Raw genomic sequence first — 16,840 nt, 5'->3', positions numbered from 1 at the left:
TCACCCGTTTGCCACTCGAATCAATAAGAAGCAAGCTTCTCATCTCTTCTCGTTCGACTTGCATGTGTTAAGCACGCCGCCAGCGTTCGTCCTGAGCCAGGATCAAACTCTCCATGATATATGGAAGAGCGTTTGGCTCTTGTTTATTGATTGGTATTACTCATTGTTTGACGTTCTATACAATAGAACCTCGCACGTTGGCGTTCATTCAGTTCATTGTTCAGTTTTCAAAGGTCATCGCCATCACCGCTTGTCGCGGCGACTTGCTTATTTTAACAAACTCAGAAGAGCTTGTCAAGGATGTTTTTTGAACTTTTTCAAAGCTCAATCCCATCCTCAAGTGCCAAGGCCTTCGCCCTAACAGCTTGTTTAGTATATCACATTATGTCGTTTTGTCAAGAACTAAATTTTAAATCCTATAAAACTTAAAACTTCATTTCCGAGCATTTCCGAACTCATGCGACATAAAGTATTTTATCATTGAAAAAAAAAAGCTGTCAAGCAAATTTTGACAGCTTTTTACATTTTTTTCGAGATTACCTTACTTGGCTTTGACCAGTCCTTCGCTGATGCTTTCCAAGTCCTTCTGCTTGCTTTCGACGCCGAGGCTCAAGACGATGACGGCAACGGCTACGAAGACCAAGGCGAACATGTAGAAGACACTGCCGAAACCGAAGTTCCGGGCCAACAGGGCTCCGACCATCATGGGCGCAGCCATGCCGCCAAAGCGGCCGAAGCCGGCAGCCCAGCCGCTTCCCAAGGCTCGGATAGCCGTCGGATACTGTTCCGGCGTATACGTATAGAGGACGCCCCAGGCACCGAGGTTGAAGAAAGACATGACGGAGCCCCACATCATGAGGGTCGCTGCCGTCGACGCATGGCCGAAGAAGTAGCTGGCGACGCCGCTGAACAAGAGGAACGTCGACAGGGTATACTTGCGGCCGATCTTATCGACGAGCCAGGCCGCGCAGTAATAGCCCGGCAGCTGGGCCAGGGTCATGATGAGGACGTATTCAAAGGTCTTGACGACGGTAAAGCCCTGCTGGAAGACCAGCGAAGGCAGCCACATGAAGATGCCGTAGTAGCTGAAGTTGATGCCGAACCAGACCAGCCAGAGCATGATCGTCCGCGACGCAAAGGGCTTTTTCCACAATTCCCGGAACGAAGCCTTGGCGACGACCGGCACGGTTTCCTTTTCGCTGACGAAGGGCGCTACGGGTACGTGCAGCTGCCGCTCCAGGGAGACGACGATCTGCCGGGCTTCGCCGACGCGGCCATGAGCCAGCAGGTAGCGGACCGATTCGGGCATATGCAGGCGGATCAGGCAGACATAGAGTGCCGGCAGGGCGCCGATGAGGAAGGCCATGCGCCAGCCATAAAGGGGAATGAAGAAATAGGCGATGCAGGCTGCTGCAATCCAGCCGAGGCCCCAGAAACTTTCCAAGAGGACAATGAAGCGGCCCCGTACGCGGGACGGCGCATATTCGGAAACGAGCGTCGCCGCTACGGGCAGTTCTCCACCCAGGCCGAAGCCGACGAGGAAGCGGAAGACGAGCAGGGATTGATAATTCCAGGACAAGGCGCAGAAGGCCGAAGCAATGCTGTACAATAAGACCGTAATGGTGAAGACCTTCTTGCGGCCTATGCGGTCGGCGATGGTGCCGGACACGACGGCGCCCAGGGCCATGCCGATGAGGCCGATGCTGCCGATGAGGCCCATCTGCCCCGGTGCCAGGCCCCATTCTTTGGCCAGTACAGGCAGGATAAAGGCGATGAGCCTGTATCCATCGAGTCGAAGAGCCAGCCAAGGCCCGTGACCAGCAGCAGTTTATAGTGGAAACGGCCCAGGGGCAGCGCTTCCAGTCGTTCTAATACCATAACAACAGTTCCTCCTATCTGTACATATGTCATGACAGTTATATTTACATGGTCTTATTGTACCGATATAGAGGGGAAATGTCAATCCTTATATAAGACGCCGACGTCGCGCAGGGCCTGGCCGATGGCATCGAGTTCTTCTTCCGTCGCCGCTTCGACGAGATGCGTATGGATGCCGCCGCTGATGGTACTGAGCATTTCCGCATGGGAATCATGCATGCGCTTGATATACTGCTGGATATCCCGGCGGGAATGAAGGTTCAAGGTCCCTTCCAGGTTGCCATAGACGTCGTGTTCGATGACGACGTTGTGGACGATGCCGCCATTATCGACGATGGCATTGAGCTCTGCTTCCATCAAATCGCTGCCATGGCAGCAGACGAAGACCCGCGTACAGCCCGGTGCGGCCGGTGTGACCAGCTGATAGCCCCGGGGCGTCGAGATGATGGCAATCCCCTGGGCGCGCAAAATAGCCACGTCGCCGACGATGATCTGTCGGCTGACGTTGCAGGCTTTCGATAAGGCCGTCCCGGTGACGGCCGACGACGATTCTTGAAGAATCTGAAGAATCTTTTCTCTCCGTGCACTACTATCCATAAACAAAGTCCCTCCTAAATATCTTTATAGACCTGCTGTCCCCGCGTGGGAATATCGAACAGCATGGCCAATCCCCGTCCCCACAGCCAGCCCATGCCGATGCCCGGCGCAAAGCCCAGGACCTCGTTGAACAGCCACGAATGGGTGATGAAGGGCATGTGGTAGGCCACGGCCTGGAACGAGGCGAAAATCAGGCAGAAAAAGAGATTCACCGGCAGGGCCGTCCGCAAGGGCGGACAACGAAGGCTGTGCTGCTTGCGGCAATAGGTCAGTTCCGGCAGGCCCTTCTTGAACCACAGGCCCAGACCCAGGCCCAGGAAAAAGGCCATGAGGAAACAGAGGGTCGTCAAAAAAAGGATATTCCGTATAATAATATAATACAGCCGCTGCCCAGATGGCAACCAGGACGCAGGGGCCTGCGAACCACCACAGGCGGCACATGCGGCTCTTCCGGAAGTAAATGCCATAGGCGATCATGGCCATAGCCATGCAGAGTTGTATCCCCGTCAGGATATCATAGGCGCTCATCACGGTCGGCTCCCCCTTTCTGTTCCTCTTTGAACGATGAGATGATGTATGTTCAGTATATAGGGTAAAGATTAAAAGGAGATTAAAATTCAAAAAAATTTTACAATAAAAAAGGGTATCCCATGAAAATTTTTAATTCATGAGATGCCCTTCATTCATATTCGATTATAAATCAGAGAAATTAAGGGTAGCGAAGAGGTCGTCCAGTGTTTCAGCCCGGCGGATCTGGGTGACGCTGCCATCAGCATGGAGCAGGAGTTCAGCCGAACGGAGCTTGCCGTTGTAGTTGAAGCCCATGGAATGGCCGTGTGCGCCTGTGTCGTGGATGACCAGGATGTCGCCGTCGTCGATTTCCGGCAGGCTGCGGTCGATGGCGAATTTATCGCAGTTTTCGCAGAGCGAACCGGCGACGTCATAGACGTGGTCTTTCGGTGCATTTTCCTTGCCCATGACCGTGATGTGATGGTACGAACCGTACATGCCCGGACGCATGAGGTTGGCCATGCAGGCATCGACGCCGATGTATTCCTTCCAGATGTGCTTGTGATGGATAGCCGTCGTGACCAGGTAGCCGTAAGGGCCGGTGATGGCACGGCCACATTCAAAGGAGATGCGGCATTTGCCGAGGCCAGCCGGTTCCATGATTTCTTCAAAGTGTTTCTTGATGCCCGCACTGAGTTCGTCATAGTCGATGAACGATTCTTCCGGACGGTAAGGAAGGCCGATGCCGCCGCCGAAGTCGAGGAATTCGATATTGATACCCAGCATGTTCTGTACTTCGACAGCCAGTTCAAACATCATCTTGGCCGTGTTGATCAGGCCGTTGACGTGGAGTTCGTTGGAGACGACCATGGTGTGCAGGCCGAAGTGTTTGACGCCTTTATCCTTGAGGATGCGGAAGGCGTCGATGACCTGTTCGCGGGTCATGCCGTATTTGGCTTCTTCCGGCGTACCGATGATGTCGTTGCCGCCTTTGAGGAGCGGGCCCGGATTGTAGCGGGCGCAGATCCATTCCGGCAGGGGACCGCGTTCTTCCATGAATTCGATCATGGAAATATCGTCGAGGTTGACCAGGGCGCCCAGTTCCATGGCCCGCTTGAATTCAGCATAGGGCGTGTCATTGGACGAGAAGACGATGTCATGGCCTTTGATGCCGACTTTGTCGCACAGTTCCAGTTCTGCCAGGGAACTGCAGTCTGCACCGACGCCTTCTTTCTGCAAGAGGCGCATGATGTACGGGTTCGGCGTAGCTTGACGGCAAAATATTCTTTGAAGTCATAAGCCCAGTCAAAGGCTTTAATCAATTTACGGACATTATCGACGATGGCTTTTTCGTCGTAGATATGGAACGGTGTCGGGTGTTCGGCAATGATAGAACGGATTTGTTCTTCGTTAAAGGGGACAGTTTTTTTGTTCATCCTATTTCAGCTCCAGTTTCTTGTAATTGAATTCATTGTTTCTCTACATGGGTTATTATATAATACAAGTAGACAATTTGTGAAATAGATTATTTTAATTTATTTCATTCGATAATCAAATTAAATCAAATTATCTGAAGGAGGTCCGGCCATGGACACAACGACACTCCGGACGTTCATCGCCCTGGCACAAATCAAGAACTTCACCAAAACGGCACAACAGCTCTTCGTCGCACAATCGACGGTCACCAACCGCATCCGCGACCTGGAAATGGAACTGGGCGTGCCCTTATTCATCCGCAGCCACAAGCAAGTCGACCTGACGCCGTCGGGCCAGAAATTCCTGGACTATGCCCAGCGCTTCGTCTCGTTGGAACTGGCAGCTCTGCAGGACATCCAGTCGTCACCGACGTATGCCCAGAAAATCAGCATCGGCACGACCAACACCATTTACGAATGTCACCTCCAGCGCCGCATCCGCAGCTTCCTCAAAGAGAAGAAGGACCTATCCCTGCACGTCACCATCGGTCATACGACGGCCATGATGCACCAGCTCCAGGACGGGACGCTGGACGCGATCTTTTCCTTCAGCGCCATGTTCCGCGATGGCTATATCTGCCGCCCCTACCGGACAGACTCGCTGGTCCTGGTCTGCCAAGCAGCCAATACGGAATATGCCAACGGCATTTCCAAGGACGACCTGCAGAAAATCGACTACCTCTTCTGCAATTTCGCCCTCCAGGGCGTGGGCCTCTACATCCAGGACCTGTTCCCACGCCATCACCGCTTCCCCCTGGAAATCGACAACAGCACCAAGCTGCCCCAGTACGTGGCCGACGGCATCGGCTATACCTTCCTGCCCAAGAGCCTCATCGAAGAGGACCTGGCCGAAAAGCGCCTGCGGGCCATTCCCCTCCTCGATTTCGAGCCGCCCAAAGTCGACAGCTACTACATCACGCGCAGCCCGTCGACGATTCCGGCCGACCTGGAAGAAGAATTACTGGCCGACTGCTCATACGGACTGCAGGGCGATGATCATGGCCGACATGACGACGATGGACAAGAGGATATAAAATGAGCTGATGCAGGCAGCCACTTCGATTTTAAGCTTCATCTTGGCCGTGTAGTAGCAGGCCATGCCAGCAACGGGTGCAAAGACCAGGACCATGATGACTTTCTTGATGGCCATGGGATAATCGAGGGCAAAATAGACGAAGGCCGCTATAACGACGGATGCCAGCAGGCGCAGGCCCACATCGGTATAGATGAGGTGCAGGTATTCCTTTTTCAAGGACAAGCCCAGGGCGACGCCGATCATGAGCATGGACAAGAAAGTATTGGCCGACGCCGGGATCTTGGCCCAGTCGATGACGACCTGGGGCAGGGAGAAACCGGCCAGGGACAAGGTAATCATGGTGATATACGATAAGACCGGAATGGACGAAAAAATCGTCTTGGCCAGGATCATGACGATGCTCTCCCCTTTCTCACCGCGCACACAGCGGGCCAGGCCATAGGCCCCGCCGAGGCACATGAGGGAGTTGCCGGCATCGAAGATGCAGACGATGAGGACGGCGGCGCTGTCGAAGAAGTAGGACACGAAAGGCAGGGCGAAATTGCCGATGTTGTAGCCGTTGATGTTGAGCATGTAAAAGGCTTTTTCGTCCTTCGTCCGGCCGGCGGCATAGCCCATGGCGACCATGACCAGGTTGAAGATGATGGCCAGGAGGCTGATGAGCAGATAGCGCGTGTCGAAATGGATGCCATTGAGGTTGACGACGATGACCGACGGCAGGGTGATGTTGAAGACGATCGTCGAAATGGTATTAAAAGTGCTGCGCCCGAAAAGGCGCAGCTGTTTTAAGGTATAGCCGCAAAAGATAAAGGATACGAGGATGGCAGCTTTGATAATCGTTTCTTCCATGGCCTATGGTTTGACAATGCGGTTGGCCGTGCGCATCATTTCGACGATACGGAACATATTGGTAATGGAGCCGACGGCGACCTTGTCGGTCAGGCCATAGTAGTTGAGGCAGGCACCGCAGGCGTAGATTTCGACGCCCTGGGCTTCGAGGTTCTTCAAATCTTCCAGCGATTCCGAACCTTCCGTGACCAAGGGGACACCGCCGTTGTAGAAGATGACCCGTTTCGGCAGGACATCCTGTTCGGTCAGGGTGTAGATGAAGGTCTTGAGCAGGTTCTTGCCCAGCTGATCGTCGCCGACGCCCATGACGGGTGCATTGATGACGACCGTGTAGTCCGAGCCCGACGTGACCGGTCCTTCGTCTTCACTGACATCGGCCCCTTCCTTGACCAGGCGGACCGTGTAATGCGTATCCGATTCCTGGCTCATCGTATAGGAGCAGTTCATTTCCTGGGATAAATTCTTGAGGTTTTCCGTAGCGATTTCGTTGTCGACAGTGATTTCGACAGCATCGTGATCCTTCAAAGCCTTGTGGGCTTCAATGACCGGGAGCGGGCAGGCTTTGCCCAAAGCATTAATCTTAAACATCGTGATTCCTCCTTGTTTTAGGGATTATTTATAGTTTGTAGTACGGAGTTTGTAGTTTGTAGAAGATGGCTTTAAATAAAAAACCATTCACTAAAAACTACAAACTGCAAACTTAATACTCAAAAAGAGGCTGTCTTAATACGACAGCCCCTTTTACTATTCTTCTGTTTCTGCCGGTTCTGCTTCTACGGCGTGGGGACCGCGTTTATGAGAGGTATGGTTCTTCCATACGACCCACAGGGACGTGTCGACGCAGATGGACGAATAAGCCCCGCTGATGAAGCCGATGAGCATGACCAGGGAGAAGTTCTTCGTCGAATCGCCGCCAAAGAAGTGCAGGGCACCGCAGGCGAAGAGTACTGTCGTCAGGGTATAGATACTGCGATGGATACTCTGGGCGATACTGTCATGGGCCAGTTTTTCATACGAGTCCGTCCGGCGGTGGGTCCGCGTGTTTTCACGGACGCGGTCGAAGATGACGACGGCTTCGTTCATGGAGTAGCCGACGACGGTCAGGATGGCCGCCAGGAAGGACGCATCGATTTCCAGATGAAAGAACGAGAAGAAGCCCAGGACCATGATCAAGTCGTGCAGGATCGACACTAAGGCCGAAATAGCGATCTTATATTCAAAGCGGAAGGAAATGTACGCAGCCAGGGCGATGAAAGCCACAGCCAGGCTGGTGACGGCATTTTTCGTGACTTCCGAGCCGATGACGGCGCCGACCGATTCGGTCCGCTTGATTTCAGCCCCGCCTAAAGCCCCGCTCAGTTTGTCCGAGACGGCCTTGCTTTCGTCACTGGACAGGTTGCGCATGCGCAGCATGACGTCAGTCGACGAATCCTGGTCGGTGACGCCTGTCAGCTGGATGACCGTGTTGCCCAGGTCCATGTCGGCATTGTCGATGACCTGGCGGACTTCAGAAACGGTGACGGCTTTATTGAACTGCATATCGAGGATCGTGCCGCCCGTGTAGTCGATGCCGAAGTTGAAGCCGTTGATGAAGATAGAGATCAAGCTGGCAATGACGAGGACAGACGATAAGGTGAACCACCATACGCGATGTTTGACAATATCAAAACTCATTTCTGTCCCCCCTTTTTCAACATATGTTCAGGCGGTTTGCGGTTCAGGCCGTAGAACCAGGGATTGGTGATGAGGCCTGTATTGATGAGCCACGTGAGCAGGGACCGGCTGACAACGATGGCCGTGAACATGCTGACCACAAGGCCCAAGGCCAGGTTGACGGCAAAGCCTTTGACCGTGCCGCTGCCCATGACGATGAGGACGATGGCGGCGATCATGACCGACACGTTGGCATCGAGGATGGTATTGAAGGCCCGGCGGAAACCGGCTTCCATAGACGTCCTCAGGCTCTTGCCGACGAGGACTTCTTCCTTGAACCGTTCAAAGATAAGGATGTTGGCATCGACGGCGAAACCCATGGACAAGATGATACCGGCAATGCCCGGCAGGGTCAGTGTCGCGTCGAGGTATTTCAGGATGCCCAGCAGGATGAGGACGTAGACCAGCAGGGCGATGTTGGCTACGACGCCGGACATACGGTAAATGACGATCAAGAAGATCATGATCAGGATGATGCCGATGGCAAAGGCCTTTTCACTCTTGATCTTGGAGTCGAGGCCCAGGCTCGGGCCGATGGTGCGGACTTCCATGACTTTCAATTTGACAGGCAGGGCACCGGAACGCAGGAGGATAGCCAGGTTCTTGGCGTCTTCCAGAGTCTGGCTGCCCGTGATGACAGCTTTGCCGCCGGTAATCGGTTCGTTGACGACAGGATTGGTGAGCAAGTCGCCGTCGAGGTAGATGCCGATTTTATGGCCTACATTGGACGCTGTCAGATCGGCGAATTTCTTCGCCCCTTCGTCGGTAAATTCAATGGCGACGACATTCTTATGGCCCTGGTCAATCTGTTCCTTGGCAGTCTTCAGATCATTCCCGGTCATACGGGTCGTGCCGCTTTCATCCTTGAACTCCATGACAGCCGTTTTCCCGATTGTCTCGATGGCTTTTTCCGGATTCTTTTCACCGGGCAGCTCGACGATGATACGGCGGGCGCCTTCCTTCTGGACAAGCGGTTCGGTCAGGCCCATTTCATTGATACGGCGTTCGACGATGGTGACGGCACGGCTCAAGGAGTCTTCCGTGACCGGAGCGTCCGGCGTATCTTCGGCTTCCAAGACGATATGCGTACCGCCCTGTAAGTCCAGGCCCTGTTTGATGGAGTTGGCAAGCGGATAAATCAAGGTAACAAAGGCGGCCAGGATGATGATGACTGCCCCGAAAAATTTTATCATGTTACGAGTCCGCAACAATACTCCCCCCTCTGGGTAATCTTCAATAGTTTTTTATGGATGGATAATGAGATGCTGTTTGTCCGTGACGATATCGGTCATGATGACGTCATGGGCTTCGACGGGCACGTCGGGGATGATCTGGACATCCCAGGCCGCAGCAATTGCGGCTGCTCCGCCCTTTCCGGCCAGGAAGCGGTCATAATAGGACGCCCCATGGCCCAGTCGGTGGCCCTTGGCGTCAAAAGCCAGGCCGGGCACGAAAATGACATCGAGCTCATCGGCTTCGATGCGCGGATTGTCCGGCGGTGCCGTCCGGATGCCGTAGGCGCCGCAGACAGCCTGTTCCAGCGTATACAGGCGCCGCCCTTCGATATGCTGTTTATCGACGCAGACAGGGACGTAGACTTCCTTGCCGGCAGCCAGGGCGTCCTTGATCAGGGCATCGAGGCTGACTTCGTCGGGCATATGGAGAAAAGCCATGATACTGCTGGCCTGCCGATACTGCGGCAGGGCGGCCAGACGGGCGCAGACAGCGGCACTGGCCGCTGCCTTTTCTTCCGCCGTCAGCCCGTGGAGGCGGGCATTCATGGCTTTGCGCAGTTCTTTTTTACTGGCCATCTTTGGCTTCGGCTTCCTTCGTTTCACCAACGGCTTCGCTCTTGGCTTCAGCCGGAGCTTCTGCTTTGGTTTCAGCGGCTTTTTCGGCAGCTTTTTCAGCCTTTTCCGCTTTTTTGGCTGCTTTCTTGCCTTCGGCCTTGCCCAGGACCTGGGCTACAGCAGCGCGGGTGACTTTGATTTCGACGCGGTCAGCAATGCGGACGACGAGGTAATCGTCGTGCAGGGAAACGATATTCCCCATGACACCGCCGACGGTGACGATCTTAGCACCGGGCTTCAAGCTTTCCAGCATTTCCTGCCGTTTTTTCTGCTGTTTCTTCTGCGGACGCCATAAGAGAAAGTAGAAAATGACGACCATGAGGATAATGGGCCAAAAAGCATTGAGCTGTTCCATAATATCCATGTCTTACACCTCCGTGAAATAAAAAAATAGTCTATATGCAAGCGCTTACGCGTCTTGATAACGTTTCCAGAAATCCTGGCGGAACTGGCGGAACGTGCCGTCGAAGATGGACTGGCGCATATCCCGCATGAACTGCAGCAGGAAGTACAGGTTGTGGATGCTGACCAGGCGGTATGCCAGGAGTTCCTCGGCCTTGAAGAGATGCCGGATATAGGCGCGCGAATAATTGCGGCACGTATAACACTGACAGCCTTCTTCAATGGGATGGAAGTCGTGGGCATACTTGGCGTTGCGCACGGTCAGGCGGCCCGTATGGGTCATGGCCATGCCGTTGCGGGCAACGCGCGTCGGGAAGACGCAGTCAAACATATCGACGCCGCGGGCGACGCCTTCGAGCAGGCAGTCCGGCGTGCCGACGCCCATGAGATAGCGGGCTTTATCCTTCGGCAGGTACGGTGTCGTATGCTCTAATATATCATACATTATATCCTTAGATTCGCCAACACTCAAGCCGCCAATGCCATAGCCGTCGAAATCCATGTCGACCAGGTCCTGGCAGCTCTGCTTGCGCAGGTCCTTGTACATGCCGCCCTGGACGATGCCGAACAGGCCCTGCGTATCGCTGTGATGGTGGTCCAGGCAGCGCGCAGCCCAGCGGCTGGTCCGTTCCGTCGACATCTGGGTGTATTCATAGTCCGACGGGTAAGGGATACATTCGTCGAAGGCCATGGCGATGTCCGAATCGAGGGCCATCTGGATATCCATGGAAACTTCCGGCGACAGGAATTTCTTCGACCCGTCCAGGTGGGACCGGAAGGTGACGCCTTCTTCGGTGATCTTGCGCATCTGGCCCAGGCTGAAGACCTGGAAGCCGCCGCTGTCGGTCAGGATGGCCTGTTTCCAGTTCATGAATTTATGCAGGCCCCCCGCTTCCTGGACCAGGTCGTGGCCGGGCCGCAGGAACAAGTGGTACGTATTGCTGAGAATGACCTGGGCGCCCATATCGTAGAGTTCTTCCGGCGTCAGCGTCTTGACCGTCGCCTGCGTGCCGACAGGCATGAACATGGGCGTCTTGAAGGTGCCGTGCGGCGTGCGCAGTATCCCGGCGCGGGCGCCGTCACATTCGGCCTGCTGTTCGTAGGTAATGACCATATAGCTTTTCCTCCCTTAGTGAATGAACATGGCGTCGCCGAAACTGAAGAAACGGTATTTTTCCTGGACGGCGATTTCATAGGCTTTCAAGATTTTTTCCCGCGTCGACAAGGCGCTGATGAGCATGAGCAGCGTCGATTCGGGAAGATGGAAATTAGTGACCAGGGCATCGACGATGTGGAAGGTGAAGCCCGGATAGATGAAGATATTCGTCCAGCCCGAACCGGCCTGCAGGGTCCCTGTCGTGCCGGCGCTTTCCAGAGTGCGGATGCTCGTCGTGCCGACGGCGATGACCCGGCGGCCTTCGGCCTTGGCCTTGTTGATCTTGGCCGCCGCTTCGGGCGTGATGCTGTAGAATTCACTGTGCATCTGGTGGTCTTCGATGTTTTCTTCTTCGACCGGCCGGAACGTCCCCAGGCCGACGTGGAGAGTGACGAAGACTTCTTCTACGCCTTTATCGCGGATCTTCTGGAGCAGCTCTTCCGTAAAGTGCAGGCCTGCCGTCGGAGCCGCTGCGCTGCCGCGTTCGTTGGCATAGACCGTCTGGTATTCATTGGGATCTTCCATCTTTTCGTGGATATACGGCGGGAGCGGCATTTCACCGATCTTGTCGATGATGTCGTCGAAATTGCCCTGGTAGGCGAACTTGATGATACGGCCGCCGAAATCGGTCCGGTCTTCGACGGTCCCCGTCAGGCCTTCGGGAAACTCGATGGTCGTCCCCGGCAGGGCCTTCTTGCCCGGTTTGACCAGGACTTCCCAGCGGTCGTCGCCGACAGGCGTCAAGAGCAGGACTTCGACCTTGCCGCCAGTCGGCACCCGTTTGCCGTGGAGCCGGGCCGGGATGACGCGGGAATCGTTGAAGACCAGGACGTCGCCTGGGTGCAGTTCGTCGACGAGGTCGTAGAAATACTTGTGTTCCACGGCGCCGGTCTGACGGTCATAGAGCATGAGGCGGGCGTGGTCCCGCGGTTCGGCCGGATGCTGGGCAATGAGTTCTTTCGGTAAATCGTAGTAAAAATCTGTCAGTTTCAAAATAATCTTCCTCTTTTTAGCTTAATATAATTTTTCAATCTTCGTCCCCGTATAGTAATGGGTCAGGATGTTGCGGTAATAATCCTTTTCACTGGCATGGCTGCGCGCCATCTGATAGGCGCCGTACTGGCTCATGCCCAGGCCGTGGCCCCAGCCGAAACCGTAAATCGTCACGGGCTGGCCGGCTTTGACCTTGAAATCGGCCTTGCGGGCGACAGCTCCGGAATCGGGATCCGGCGCCGTACCGCGGCCGCTGTAAAAATCGAAGAGCGTACTGCGCAGGCCAAAGATGGACTGGAAGGCCGAACCCTTGACGGTGACGCTGCCCTTCGTCCCCTTGACGACCATGGACTGGACCCGGCCGGAAACGCCGCGGTCGGCCGTCGTCATGGGCCGCTTGGCCAGGGGCGACAACTCGATGGCCTGGATGCGGCCGACGCCCTTGCCGGCAGCACTCAGTTTGGCCGCCATCTGTTCCGGCGTCGTCGTCACAGCCCAGCGATAACCCGGCATCTCATCGCTGGCATCGCTGACACCGCGCAGATACGGGATATGGGAGCCCCAGACATTTTCACTGTTTTCCGTCCAGCCGCCGGCAGTGGAGCAGAAAAAGGCGTCGATAGGCCGGCCCTGATAAGTGATTATCTCCCCTTTTGTCGCATTGACGGCCTTGATGATCGACGGCGATTCGCCATTGATGCCGGCATAGACCTGGCTCGACGTATCGTCGGTAAGGTCGAAGCCGCGCTGGCTGAAGCGGCTCTTATGGGCAATGGCATAGGTCCGGGCGGCGACGGCCTGGGCCTTCAGGGCCTCTTCGCTCCACGACGGCGACATTTCCTTGCCGACGACGCCGTAGAGATACTGTTCCACCGGCAGGACGTTGACGACGGTCAGGCCCCAGCGGCCGGGAGATTTCATCATTTCCAGGGCGCCGCGGTAGGCGTAGCCGTCAGTGATCTTGACGGAGCCGCCGTGGACCAGGGACCGGACCTGGGCCGGTACGGTACTGATGTCGCCGTTGACGGTCAGGTTCGTCCCCGACAGGGCAATGGTGACGGGCACGTTGGCCGCCGCTTTCTTCCAGAGCATGTCGCCGCGATAGACGCCCAGACCCTGCGGCCCGGTGACGGCCACACTGCCCCGGCCTTCGCGGATGCCGATGCGCAGGGTAGCGCTATCGTGGACGGCTTGTTTATGTGTATATCCAGCCGGCGCCTTGGCCGTCTGCCGCACCGCTTTGACGGGCTGGCGGGGATGGCTTTTGGCCTTGGCCTTGGTCGGCGACGCAAAGACACTCGTCGTCACCAGGGCACAGAGGGCCGTGCATAAGGCCAGGCGGGCTATCTTCTTTTTATACATAAAAATCCTCCTCACAGGCGAAAGAAGAGATTGAGGACAATCGTAAGGACTGCACTGATGATGAGGCAAGTCACGATGGGAAAATGGAAGGACGTGTTACCTTTGGTAAAGGAAATATCGCCAGGCAGATGGCCCAGGAAATTCCCCAGTCCCAGGGAATCACCGGCCATCCATAAAAGGCCGGCGACGATGAAAAAGAGACCCGTAAGGATGAGTAATTTCGCCATAATCGTCCCTCCTATCCTTCTGATGGCGCAGGCAGGCCCAGATGGCGGTAGGCGGCGTCGGTGACGACGCGGCCCCGGGGCGTGCGGTTCAAAAAGCCCTGCTGCATCAGGAACGGTTCGTACACGTCTTCGACGGCATCGACGGATTCACTGATGGCGGCGGCAATGGTGTCGAGGCCGACGGGACCGCCGCCGAATTTATCGATGATGACCTGCAGGACCCGGCGGTCCGTCCGGTCGAGGCCGCACGAATCGACTTCCAGCCGGTTCAGGGCATCGTTGGCCAGGGACGCCGTAATCGTCGCGGCTTCGGCGACCTGGGCGAAGTCGCGGACGCGCTTCAGGAGGCGGTTGGCAATACGCGGTGTCCCCCGCGAGCGGCGGGCGATTTCCAAGGCGCCGTCGTCATCGATGGCCATGTCGAGGATATCTGCCGTCCGCTTGATGATGAGGACCAGGTCCTCCGGTTTATAGAATTCCAGGCGGCAGATGACGCCGAAGCGGTCGCGCAGAGGCGGTGCCAGGCGGCCGACCTGGGTCGTCGCCCCGACCAGGGTGAACGGCGGCAGGTCGATGCGCACCGACCGGGCACTGGGGCCCTTGCCGATGACGATATCCAGAGCATAGTCTTCCATGGCCGCATAGAGGACTTCTTCGACACTGTGCGACAGGCGGTGGATTTCATCGATGAAGAGGAGATCCCGTTCCTGGAGATTGGTCAGGAGGGCGGCCAGGTCGCCAGGCCGTTCGATAGCCGGCCCTGAGGTGATGCGCAGGTTGACGCCCAGTTCATTGGCAATGATACCGGCCATGGTCGTCTTGCCCAGGCCCGGCGGGCCGTAGAGGAGGACGTGGTCCAGGGCTTCCTTGCGCAGTTTGGCCGCCTTGATGAAAACTTCCAGATTGTCTTTGACCTTATCCTGACCAATATATTCGCGTAAATAATGAGGACGCAGGCTATACTGCCAGGAATCGCCCGGCAGGTCTGTCGTCTCGATGATGCGATTTTCTTCCATGGCTTACCTCCCACTCCCCAAGGCCTTCAGCGTCTCTTTCAGCAGTTGTTCCACGGTCGTACAGCCGGCCAGGTGCGATTCGGCGACGGGCAGGACTTCCTGTTCGCTGTAGCCGAGACTGGTCAGGGCTGCCAGCGTTTCTGCCAGGATGCCCGACAGGCCCGGCGCGGCCGAACCGCCCAGATCCGCAGCCCCGGCGTCTTCACTGGCGACGGGACCGATCTTATCCTGCAATTCCAGGACGATGCGTTCAGCCGTCTTCTTGCCGATACCGGGCATCTTGGTCAGGCCCTTGATGTCCTTCTGATGGACAGCCAGGCGGAAACTGTCGGCCGTGCCGGCGCTGAGGATGCCCAGGGCCACTTTGGGGCCGACGCCGTTGACGCCGATGAGGAGCATGAACAAATCGTATTCATCCTGCGTGGCAAAGCCATACAAGACGATGGCGTCTTCGCGGACGCTCATATAAGTATAGAGCATGGCTTCCTGGCCGACACAGAGAGTGTCCAGCGTCGAAGCCGGTGCATAGGTCCGGTAGCCGACGCCGTGGACGTCGATGAAACAGGAATTGACGAAGATGTGGCTGATCACGCCTTTCAGATAACCGATCATAACTGCACCTCCCTTTTCAGACTCATAGAATGACTGGAATAAATCGCGTAAATGGCCATGGCCAGGCCGTCGGCCGCATCGTCGGGCTTGATTTTCTGGCGGATGCCGAGAAGGCGCATGGTCATGTCGATGACCTGTTCCTTCGTCGCCCGGCCGTAGCCGGTGACACCCTGCTTGACCTGGAGCGGTGAAAATTCCAGGATAGGGATGCCCGCCTGCTGGGCCGTCAGGAGGATGATGCCCCGCGCCTGGCCGACGGTAATGGCCGTCGTGACGTTGCGGTTAAAAAAGAGCTGCTCGACACCGATGACGTCGGGCTTATATTTCCGATAGAGTTCATTGAGGCCGTCAAAGAGCATGACCAGCCGTTCGGCATCGGTATGGTCCGGCGTCGTCTGGATGGTCCCATAAGTCACCGGTTTCAGACGGCTGCCGTCGGCGTCGATGACACCAAAACCGCAGATAGCCGTCCCCGGATCGATTCCCATTGCCCGCATCTTCACTGCCTCCCTTGTCTTCCATACATACCATAAAATAGAAATAAATAGACTAACGTTCATTATATCATGAAAGAGGCCGTTGCACAAAGATTTTCCCTTGGACTTCGACCTCTTTTGACTCAATTTTTACACTAAGACGACCTGTTTCCCGTAAAAGGCGATACCGTATTTCAGGACTTTCGTAATGCCCCGGTCCTTGAAATCGGTTTCATAGCCTTTTCATCAATCTGACGGCGGGTTTTCCATGGTCGTCATCAGATACGACGTCGTCCGTCCAGGGCTCAGGCGGCTCGCCGGTGGGATACGATTTTCAAATACCCTGCCAGCACGAGAATCGTATTGAACCTCTCCCGCTTATAGAAGCGGGAGATTCTTGAGAAGACTGCTGTTTAAGTTCCCTCCTGAAATCAGGATAGCCTTATTCTCAAAGGGCTGTCCAAAAGCCCCTTACACAGTCCCTCGAAATCGAAGTTCTGCTTACTTTTACGGAGTATGTTGGCGGCGCCGTTGATGTCGGCATTAGCCGTCCTGCCGTTGGCGAAACGGTACAGGCCGCGCTGGACTCGTTTCCCGCTGAACGTTCCTGTATAGGGGGCATCCGGCTGGTATACGGGAACTGTCGTCCAAATCCAGGCAGCTGGCCTGAGAGGTATACGATTCTTCC

The 16,840-nt window shown here is 55.7% G+C and carries 19 protein-coding genes, 1 rRNA gene and 1 pseudogene; 1 reads left to right on the top strand and 20 read right to left on the bottom strand.

Annotated elements, in window-relative coordinates:
• The 6 genes and pseudogenes from NM10_RS08275 to NM10_RS08255 form a co-directional block, all read right to left on the bottom strand.
• A 16S ribosomal RNA gene (locus tag NM10_RS08275) occupies positions 1 to 118 on the bottom strand; the annotation flags it as partial.
• A gap of 423 nt (positions 119 to 541) precedes the next feature.
• Entirely contained in the window at positions 542 to 1,735 is a 1,194-nt protein-coding gene (locus NM10_RS08270; RefSeq protein ID WP_239639673.1) for an MFS transporter, read from the bottom strand.
• Complete coding sequence (locus tag NM10_RS15170) at positions 1,642 to 1,878, bottom strand: hypothetical protein (RefSeq protein WP_147675863.1); 237 nt, start codon at positions 1,876 to 1,878, stop codon at positions 1,642 to 1,644. The genes NM10_RS08270 and NM10_RS15170 overlap by 94 nt, the downstream gene beginning before the upstream one ends.
• Before the next feature lie 81 nt (positions 1,879 to 1,959).
• A complete protein-coding gene (locus NM10_RS08265; protein ID WP_020311126.1) occupies positions 1,960 to 2,475 on the bottom strand; it encodes a transcription repressor NadR in 516 nt (171 codons plus the stop codon).
• A gap of 14 nt (positions 2,476 to 2,489) precedes the next feature.
• Positions 2,490 to 2,825 carry a hypothetical protein gene (locus NM10_RS08260; RefSeq protein ID WP_020311125.1) on the bottom strand — a complete coding sequence of 112 codons (336 nt, stop codon included), beginning with the start codon at positions 2,823 to 2,825 and terminating at the stop codon, positions 2,490 to 2,492.
• Positions 2,826 to 3,168: 343 nt separating this feature from the next.
• Positions 3,169 to 4,421, bottom strand: a pseudogene (locus NM10_RS08255) (diaminopimelate decarboxylase family protein).
• Between the two features lie 151 nt (positions 4,422 to 4,572).
• Here NM10_RS08255 and NM10_RS08250 point away from each other — a divergent pair.
• Positions 4,573 to 5,499, top strand: coding sequence for a LysR family transcriptional regulator (locus NM10_RS08250; RefSeq protein WP_020311123.1), 927 nt, complete (start codon positions 4,573 to 4,575; stop codon positions 5,497 to 5,499).
• Here the strand turns inward: NM10_RS08250 and NM10_RS08245 are convergent.
• From NM10_RS08245 to NM10_RS08180, 14 genes are all read right to left on the bottom strand, one after another.
• A complete protein-coding gene (locus tag NM10_RS08245; protein WP_020311122.1) occupies positions 5,434 to 6,345 on the bottom strand; it encodes an AEC family transporter in 912 nt (303 codons plus the stop codon). The two genes, NM10_RS08250 and NM10_RS08245, sit on opposite strands and share 66 nt — an antisense overlap.
• A gap of 3 nt (positions 6,346 to 6,348) precedes the next feature.
• Positions 6,349 to 6,933, bottom strand: a complete 585-nt coding sequence (yedF, locus tag NM10_RS08240; protein ID WP_020311121.1) for a sulfurtransferase-like selenium metabolism protein YedF — start codon at positions 6,931 to 6,933, stop codon at positions 6,349 to 6,351.
• A 156-nt stretch (positions 6,934 to 7,089) separates the two neighbouring features.
• Positions 7,090 to 8,019, bottom strand: a complete 930-nt coding sequence (gene secF, locus NM10_RS08235) for a protein translocase subunit SecF (RefSeq protein WP_020311120.1) — start codon at positions 8,017 to 8,019, stop codon at positions 7,090 to 7,092.
• A complete protein-coding gene (gene secD / locus NM10_RS08230) occupies positions 8,016 to 9,251 on the bottom strand; it encodes a protein translocase subunit SecD (protein ID WP_020311119.1) in 1,236 nt (411 codons plus the stop codon). Before secD ends, secF begins: the two co-directional genes overlap by 4 nt.
• A 51-nt stretch (positions 9,252 to 9,302) precedes the next feature.
• A complete protein-coding gene (locus tag NM10_RS08225; RefSeq protein ID WP_020311118.1) occupies positions 9,303 to 9,869 on the bottom strand; it encodes a 5-formyltetrahydrofolate cyclo-ligase in 567 nt (188 codons plus the stop codon).
• Entirely contained in the window at positions 9,859 to 10,272 is a 414-nt protein-coding gene (yajC, locus tag NM10_RS15285; protein WP_020311117.1) for a preprotein translocase subunit YajC, read from the bottom strand. Before yajC ends, NM10_RS08225 begins: the two co-directional genes overlap by 11 nt.
• A gap of 45 nt (positions 10,273 to 10,317) precedes the next feature.
• Positions 10,318 to 11,424 (bottom strand): tRNA guanosine(34) transglycosylase Tgt, encoded by a 1,107-nt coding sequence (tgt, locus tag NM10_RS08215; protein ID WP_020311116.1) that lies wholly within the window; start codon positions 11,422 to 11,424, stop codon positions 10,318 to 10,320.
• 15 nt (positions 11,425 to 11,439) lie between these two features.
• Positions 11,440 to 12,459 (bottom strand): tRNA preQ1(34) S-adenosylmethionine ribosyltransferase-isomerase QueA, encoded by a 1,020-nt coding sequence (gene queA, locus NM10_RS08210; RefSeq protein ID WP_020311115.1) that lies wholly within the window; start codon positions 12,457 to 12,459, stop codon positions 11,440 to 11,442.
• Between the two features lie 21 nt (positions 12,460 to 12,480).
• The gene (locus tag NM10_RS08205; RefSeq protein ID WP_020311114.1) at positions 12,481 to 13,821 is read right to left on the bottom strand and encodes a SpoIID/LytB domain-containing protein; all 1,341 of its coding nucleotides are present in this window, start codon (positions 13,819 to 13,821) and stop codon (positions 12,481 to 12,483) included.
• A gap of 11 nt (positions 13,822 to 13,832) precedes the next feature.
• Positions 13,833 to 14,048, bottom strand: coding sequence for a DUF2905 domain-containing protein (locus NM10_RS08200; RefSeq protein ID WP_020311113.1), 216 nt, complete (start codon positions 14,046 to 14,048; stop codon positions 13,833 to 13,835).
• An 11-nt stretch (positions 14,049 to 14,059) separates the two neighbouring features.
• Positions 14,060 to 15,064: a Holliday junction branch migration DNA helicase RuvB gene (ruvB, locus tag NM10_RS08195; protein ID WP_020311112.1), complete on the bottom strand. Its 1,005-nt coding sequence runs from the start codon at positions 15,062 to 15,064 to the stop codon at positions 14,060 to 14,062.
• Positions 15,065 to 15,067: 3 nt separating this feature from the next.
• Positions 15,068 to 15,676: a Holliday junction branch migration protein RuvA gene (gene ruvA / locus NM10_RS08190; RefSeq protein ID WP_020311111.1), complete on the bottom strand. Its 609-nt coding sequence runs from the start codon at positions 15,674 to 15,676 to the stop codon at positions 15,068 to 15,070.
• Positions 15,673 to 16,173, bottom strand: a complete 501-nt coding sequence (ruvC, locus tag NM10_RS08185; RefSeq protein ID WP_020311110.1) for a crossover junction endodeoxyribonuclease RuvC — start codon at positions 16,171 to 16,173, stop codon at positions 15,673 to 15,675. The genes ruvA and ruvC overlap by 4 nt, the downstream gene beginning before the upstream one ends.
• Positions 16,174 to 16,583: 410 nt before the next feature.
• A partial coding sequence (locus tag NM10_RS08180; protein ID WP_020311109.1) for a transposase occupies positions 16,584 to 16,840 on the bottom strand: 257 nt, incomplete at its 5' end.

It is taken from the genome of Megasphaera sp. NM10, assembly GCF_000417505.1.
Classification (GTDB): Bacteria; Bacillota; Negativicutes; order Veillonellales; family Megasphaeraceae; genus Megasphaera; species Megasphaera intestinihominis.
This window is presented reverse-complemented; position numbering and strand designations above follow the sequence as displayed.

Excerpts from the sequence above, each read along its gene's own strand:
- NM10_RS15170 (WP_147675863.1), bottom strand. The coding sequence starts at position 1,878 with ATGGTATTAGAACGACTGGAAGCGCTGCCCCTGGGCCGTTTCCACTAT.
- NM10_RS08265 (WP_020311126.1), bottom strand. The coding sequence starts at position 2,475 with ATGGATAGTAGTGCACGGAGAGAAAAGATTCTTCAGATTCTTCAAGAA.
- NM10_RS08250 (WP_020311123.1), top strand. The coding sequence starts at position 4,573 with ATGGACACAACGACACTCCGGACGTTCATCGCCCTGGCACAAATCAAG.
- NM10_RS08245 (WP_020311122.1), bottom strand. The coding sequence starts at position 6,345 with ATGGAAGAAACGATTATCAAAGCTGCCATCCTCGTATCCTTTATCTTT.
- yedF (WP_020311121.1), bottom strand. The coding sequence starts at position 6,933 with ATGTTTAAGATTAATGCTTTGGGCAAAGCCTGCCCGCTCCCGGTCATT.
- secF (WP_020311120.1), bottom strand. The coding sequence starts at position 8,019 with ATGAGTTTTGATATTGTCAAACATCGCGTATGGTGGTTCACCTTATCG.
- secD (WP_020311119.1), bottom strand. The coding sequence starts at position 9,251 with ATGATAAAATTTTTCGGGGCAGTCATCATCATCCTGGCCGCCTTTGTT.
- NM10_RS08225 (WP_020311118.1), bottom strand. The coding sequence starts at position 9,869 with ATGGCCAGTAAAAAAGAACTGCGCAAAGCCATGAATGCCCGCCTCCAC.
- yajC (WP_020311117.1), bottom strand. The coding sequence starts at position 10,272 with ATGGATATTATGGAACAGCTCAATGCTTTTTGGCCCATTATCCTCATG.
- tgt (WP_020311116.1), bottom strand. The coding sequence starts at position 11,424 with ATGGTCATTACCTACGAACAGCAGGCCGAATGTGACGGCGCCCGCGCC.
- NM10_RS08205 (WP_020311114.1), bottom strand. The coding sequence starts at position 13,821 with ATGTATAAAAAGAAGATAGCCCGCCTGGCCTTATGCACGGCCCTCTGT.
- NM10_RS08200 (WP_020311113.1), bottom strand. The coding sequence starts at position 14,048 with ATGGCGAAATTACTCATCCTTACGGGTCTCTTTTTCATCGTCGCCGGC.
- ruvB (WP_020311112.1), bottom strand. The coding sequence starts at position 15,064 with ATGGAAGAAAATCGCATCATCGAGACGACAGACCTGCCGGGCGATTCC.
- ruvA (WP_020311111.1), bottom strand. The coding sequence starts at position 15,676 with ATGATCGGTTATCTGAAAGGCGTGATCAGCCACATCTTCGTCAATTCC.
- ruvC (WP_020311110.1), bottom strand. The coding sequence starts at position 16,173 with ATGCGGGCAATGGGAATCGATCCGGGGACGGCTATCTGCGGTTTTGGT.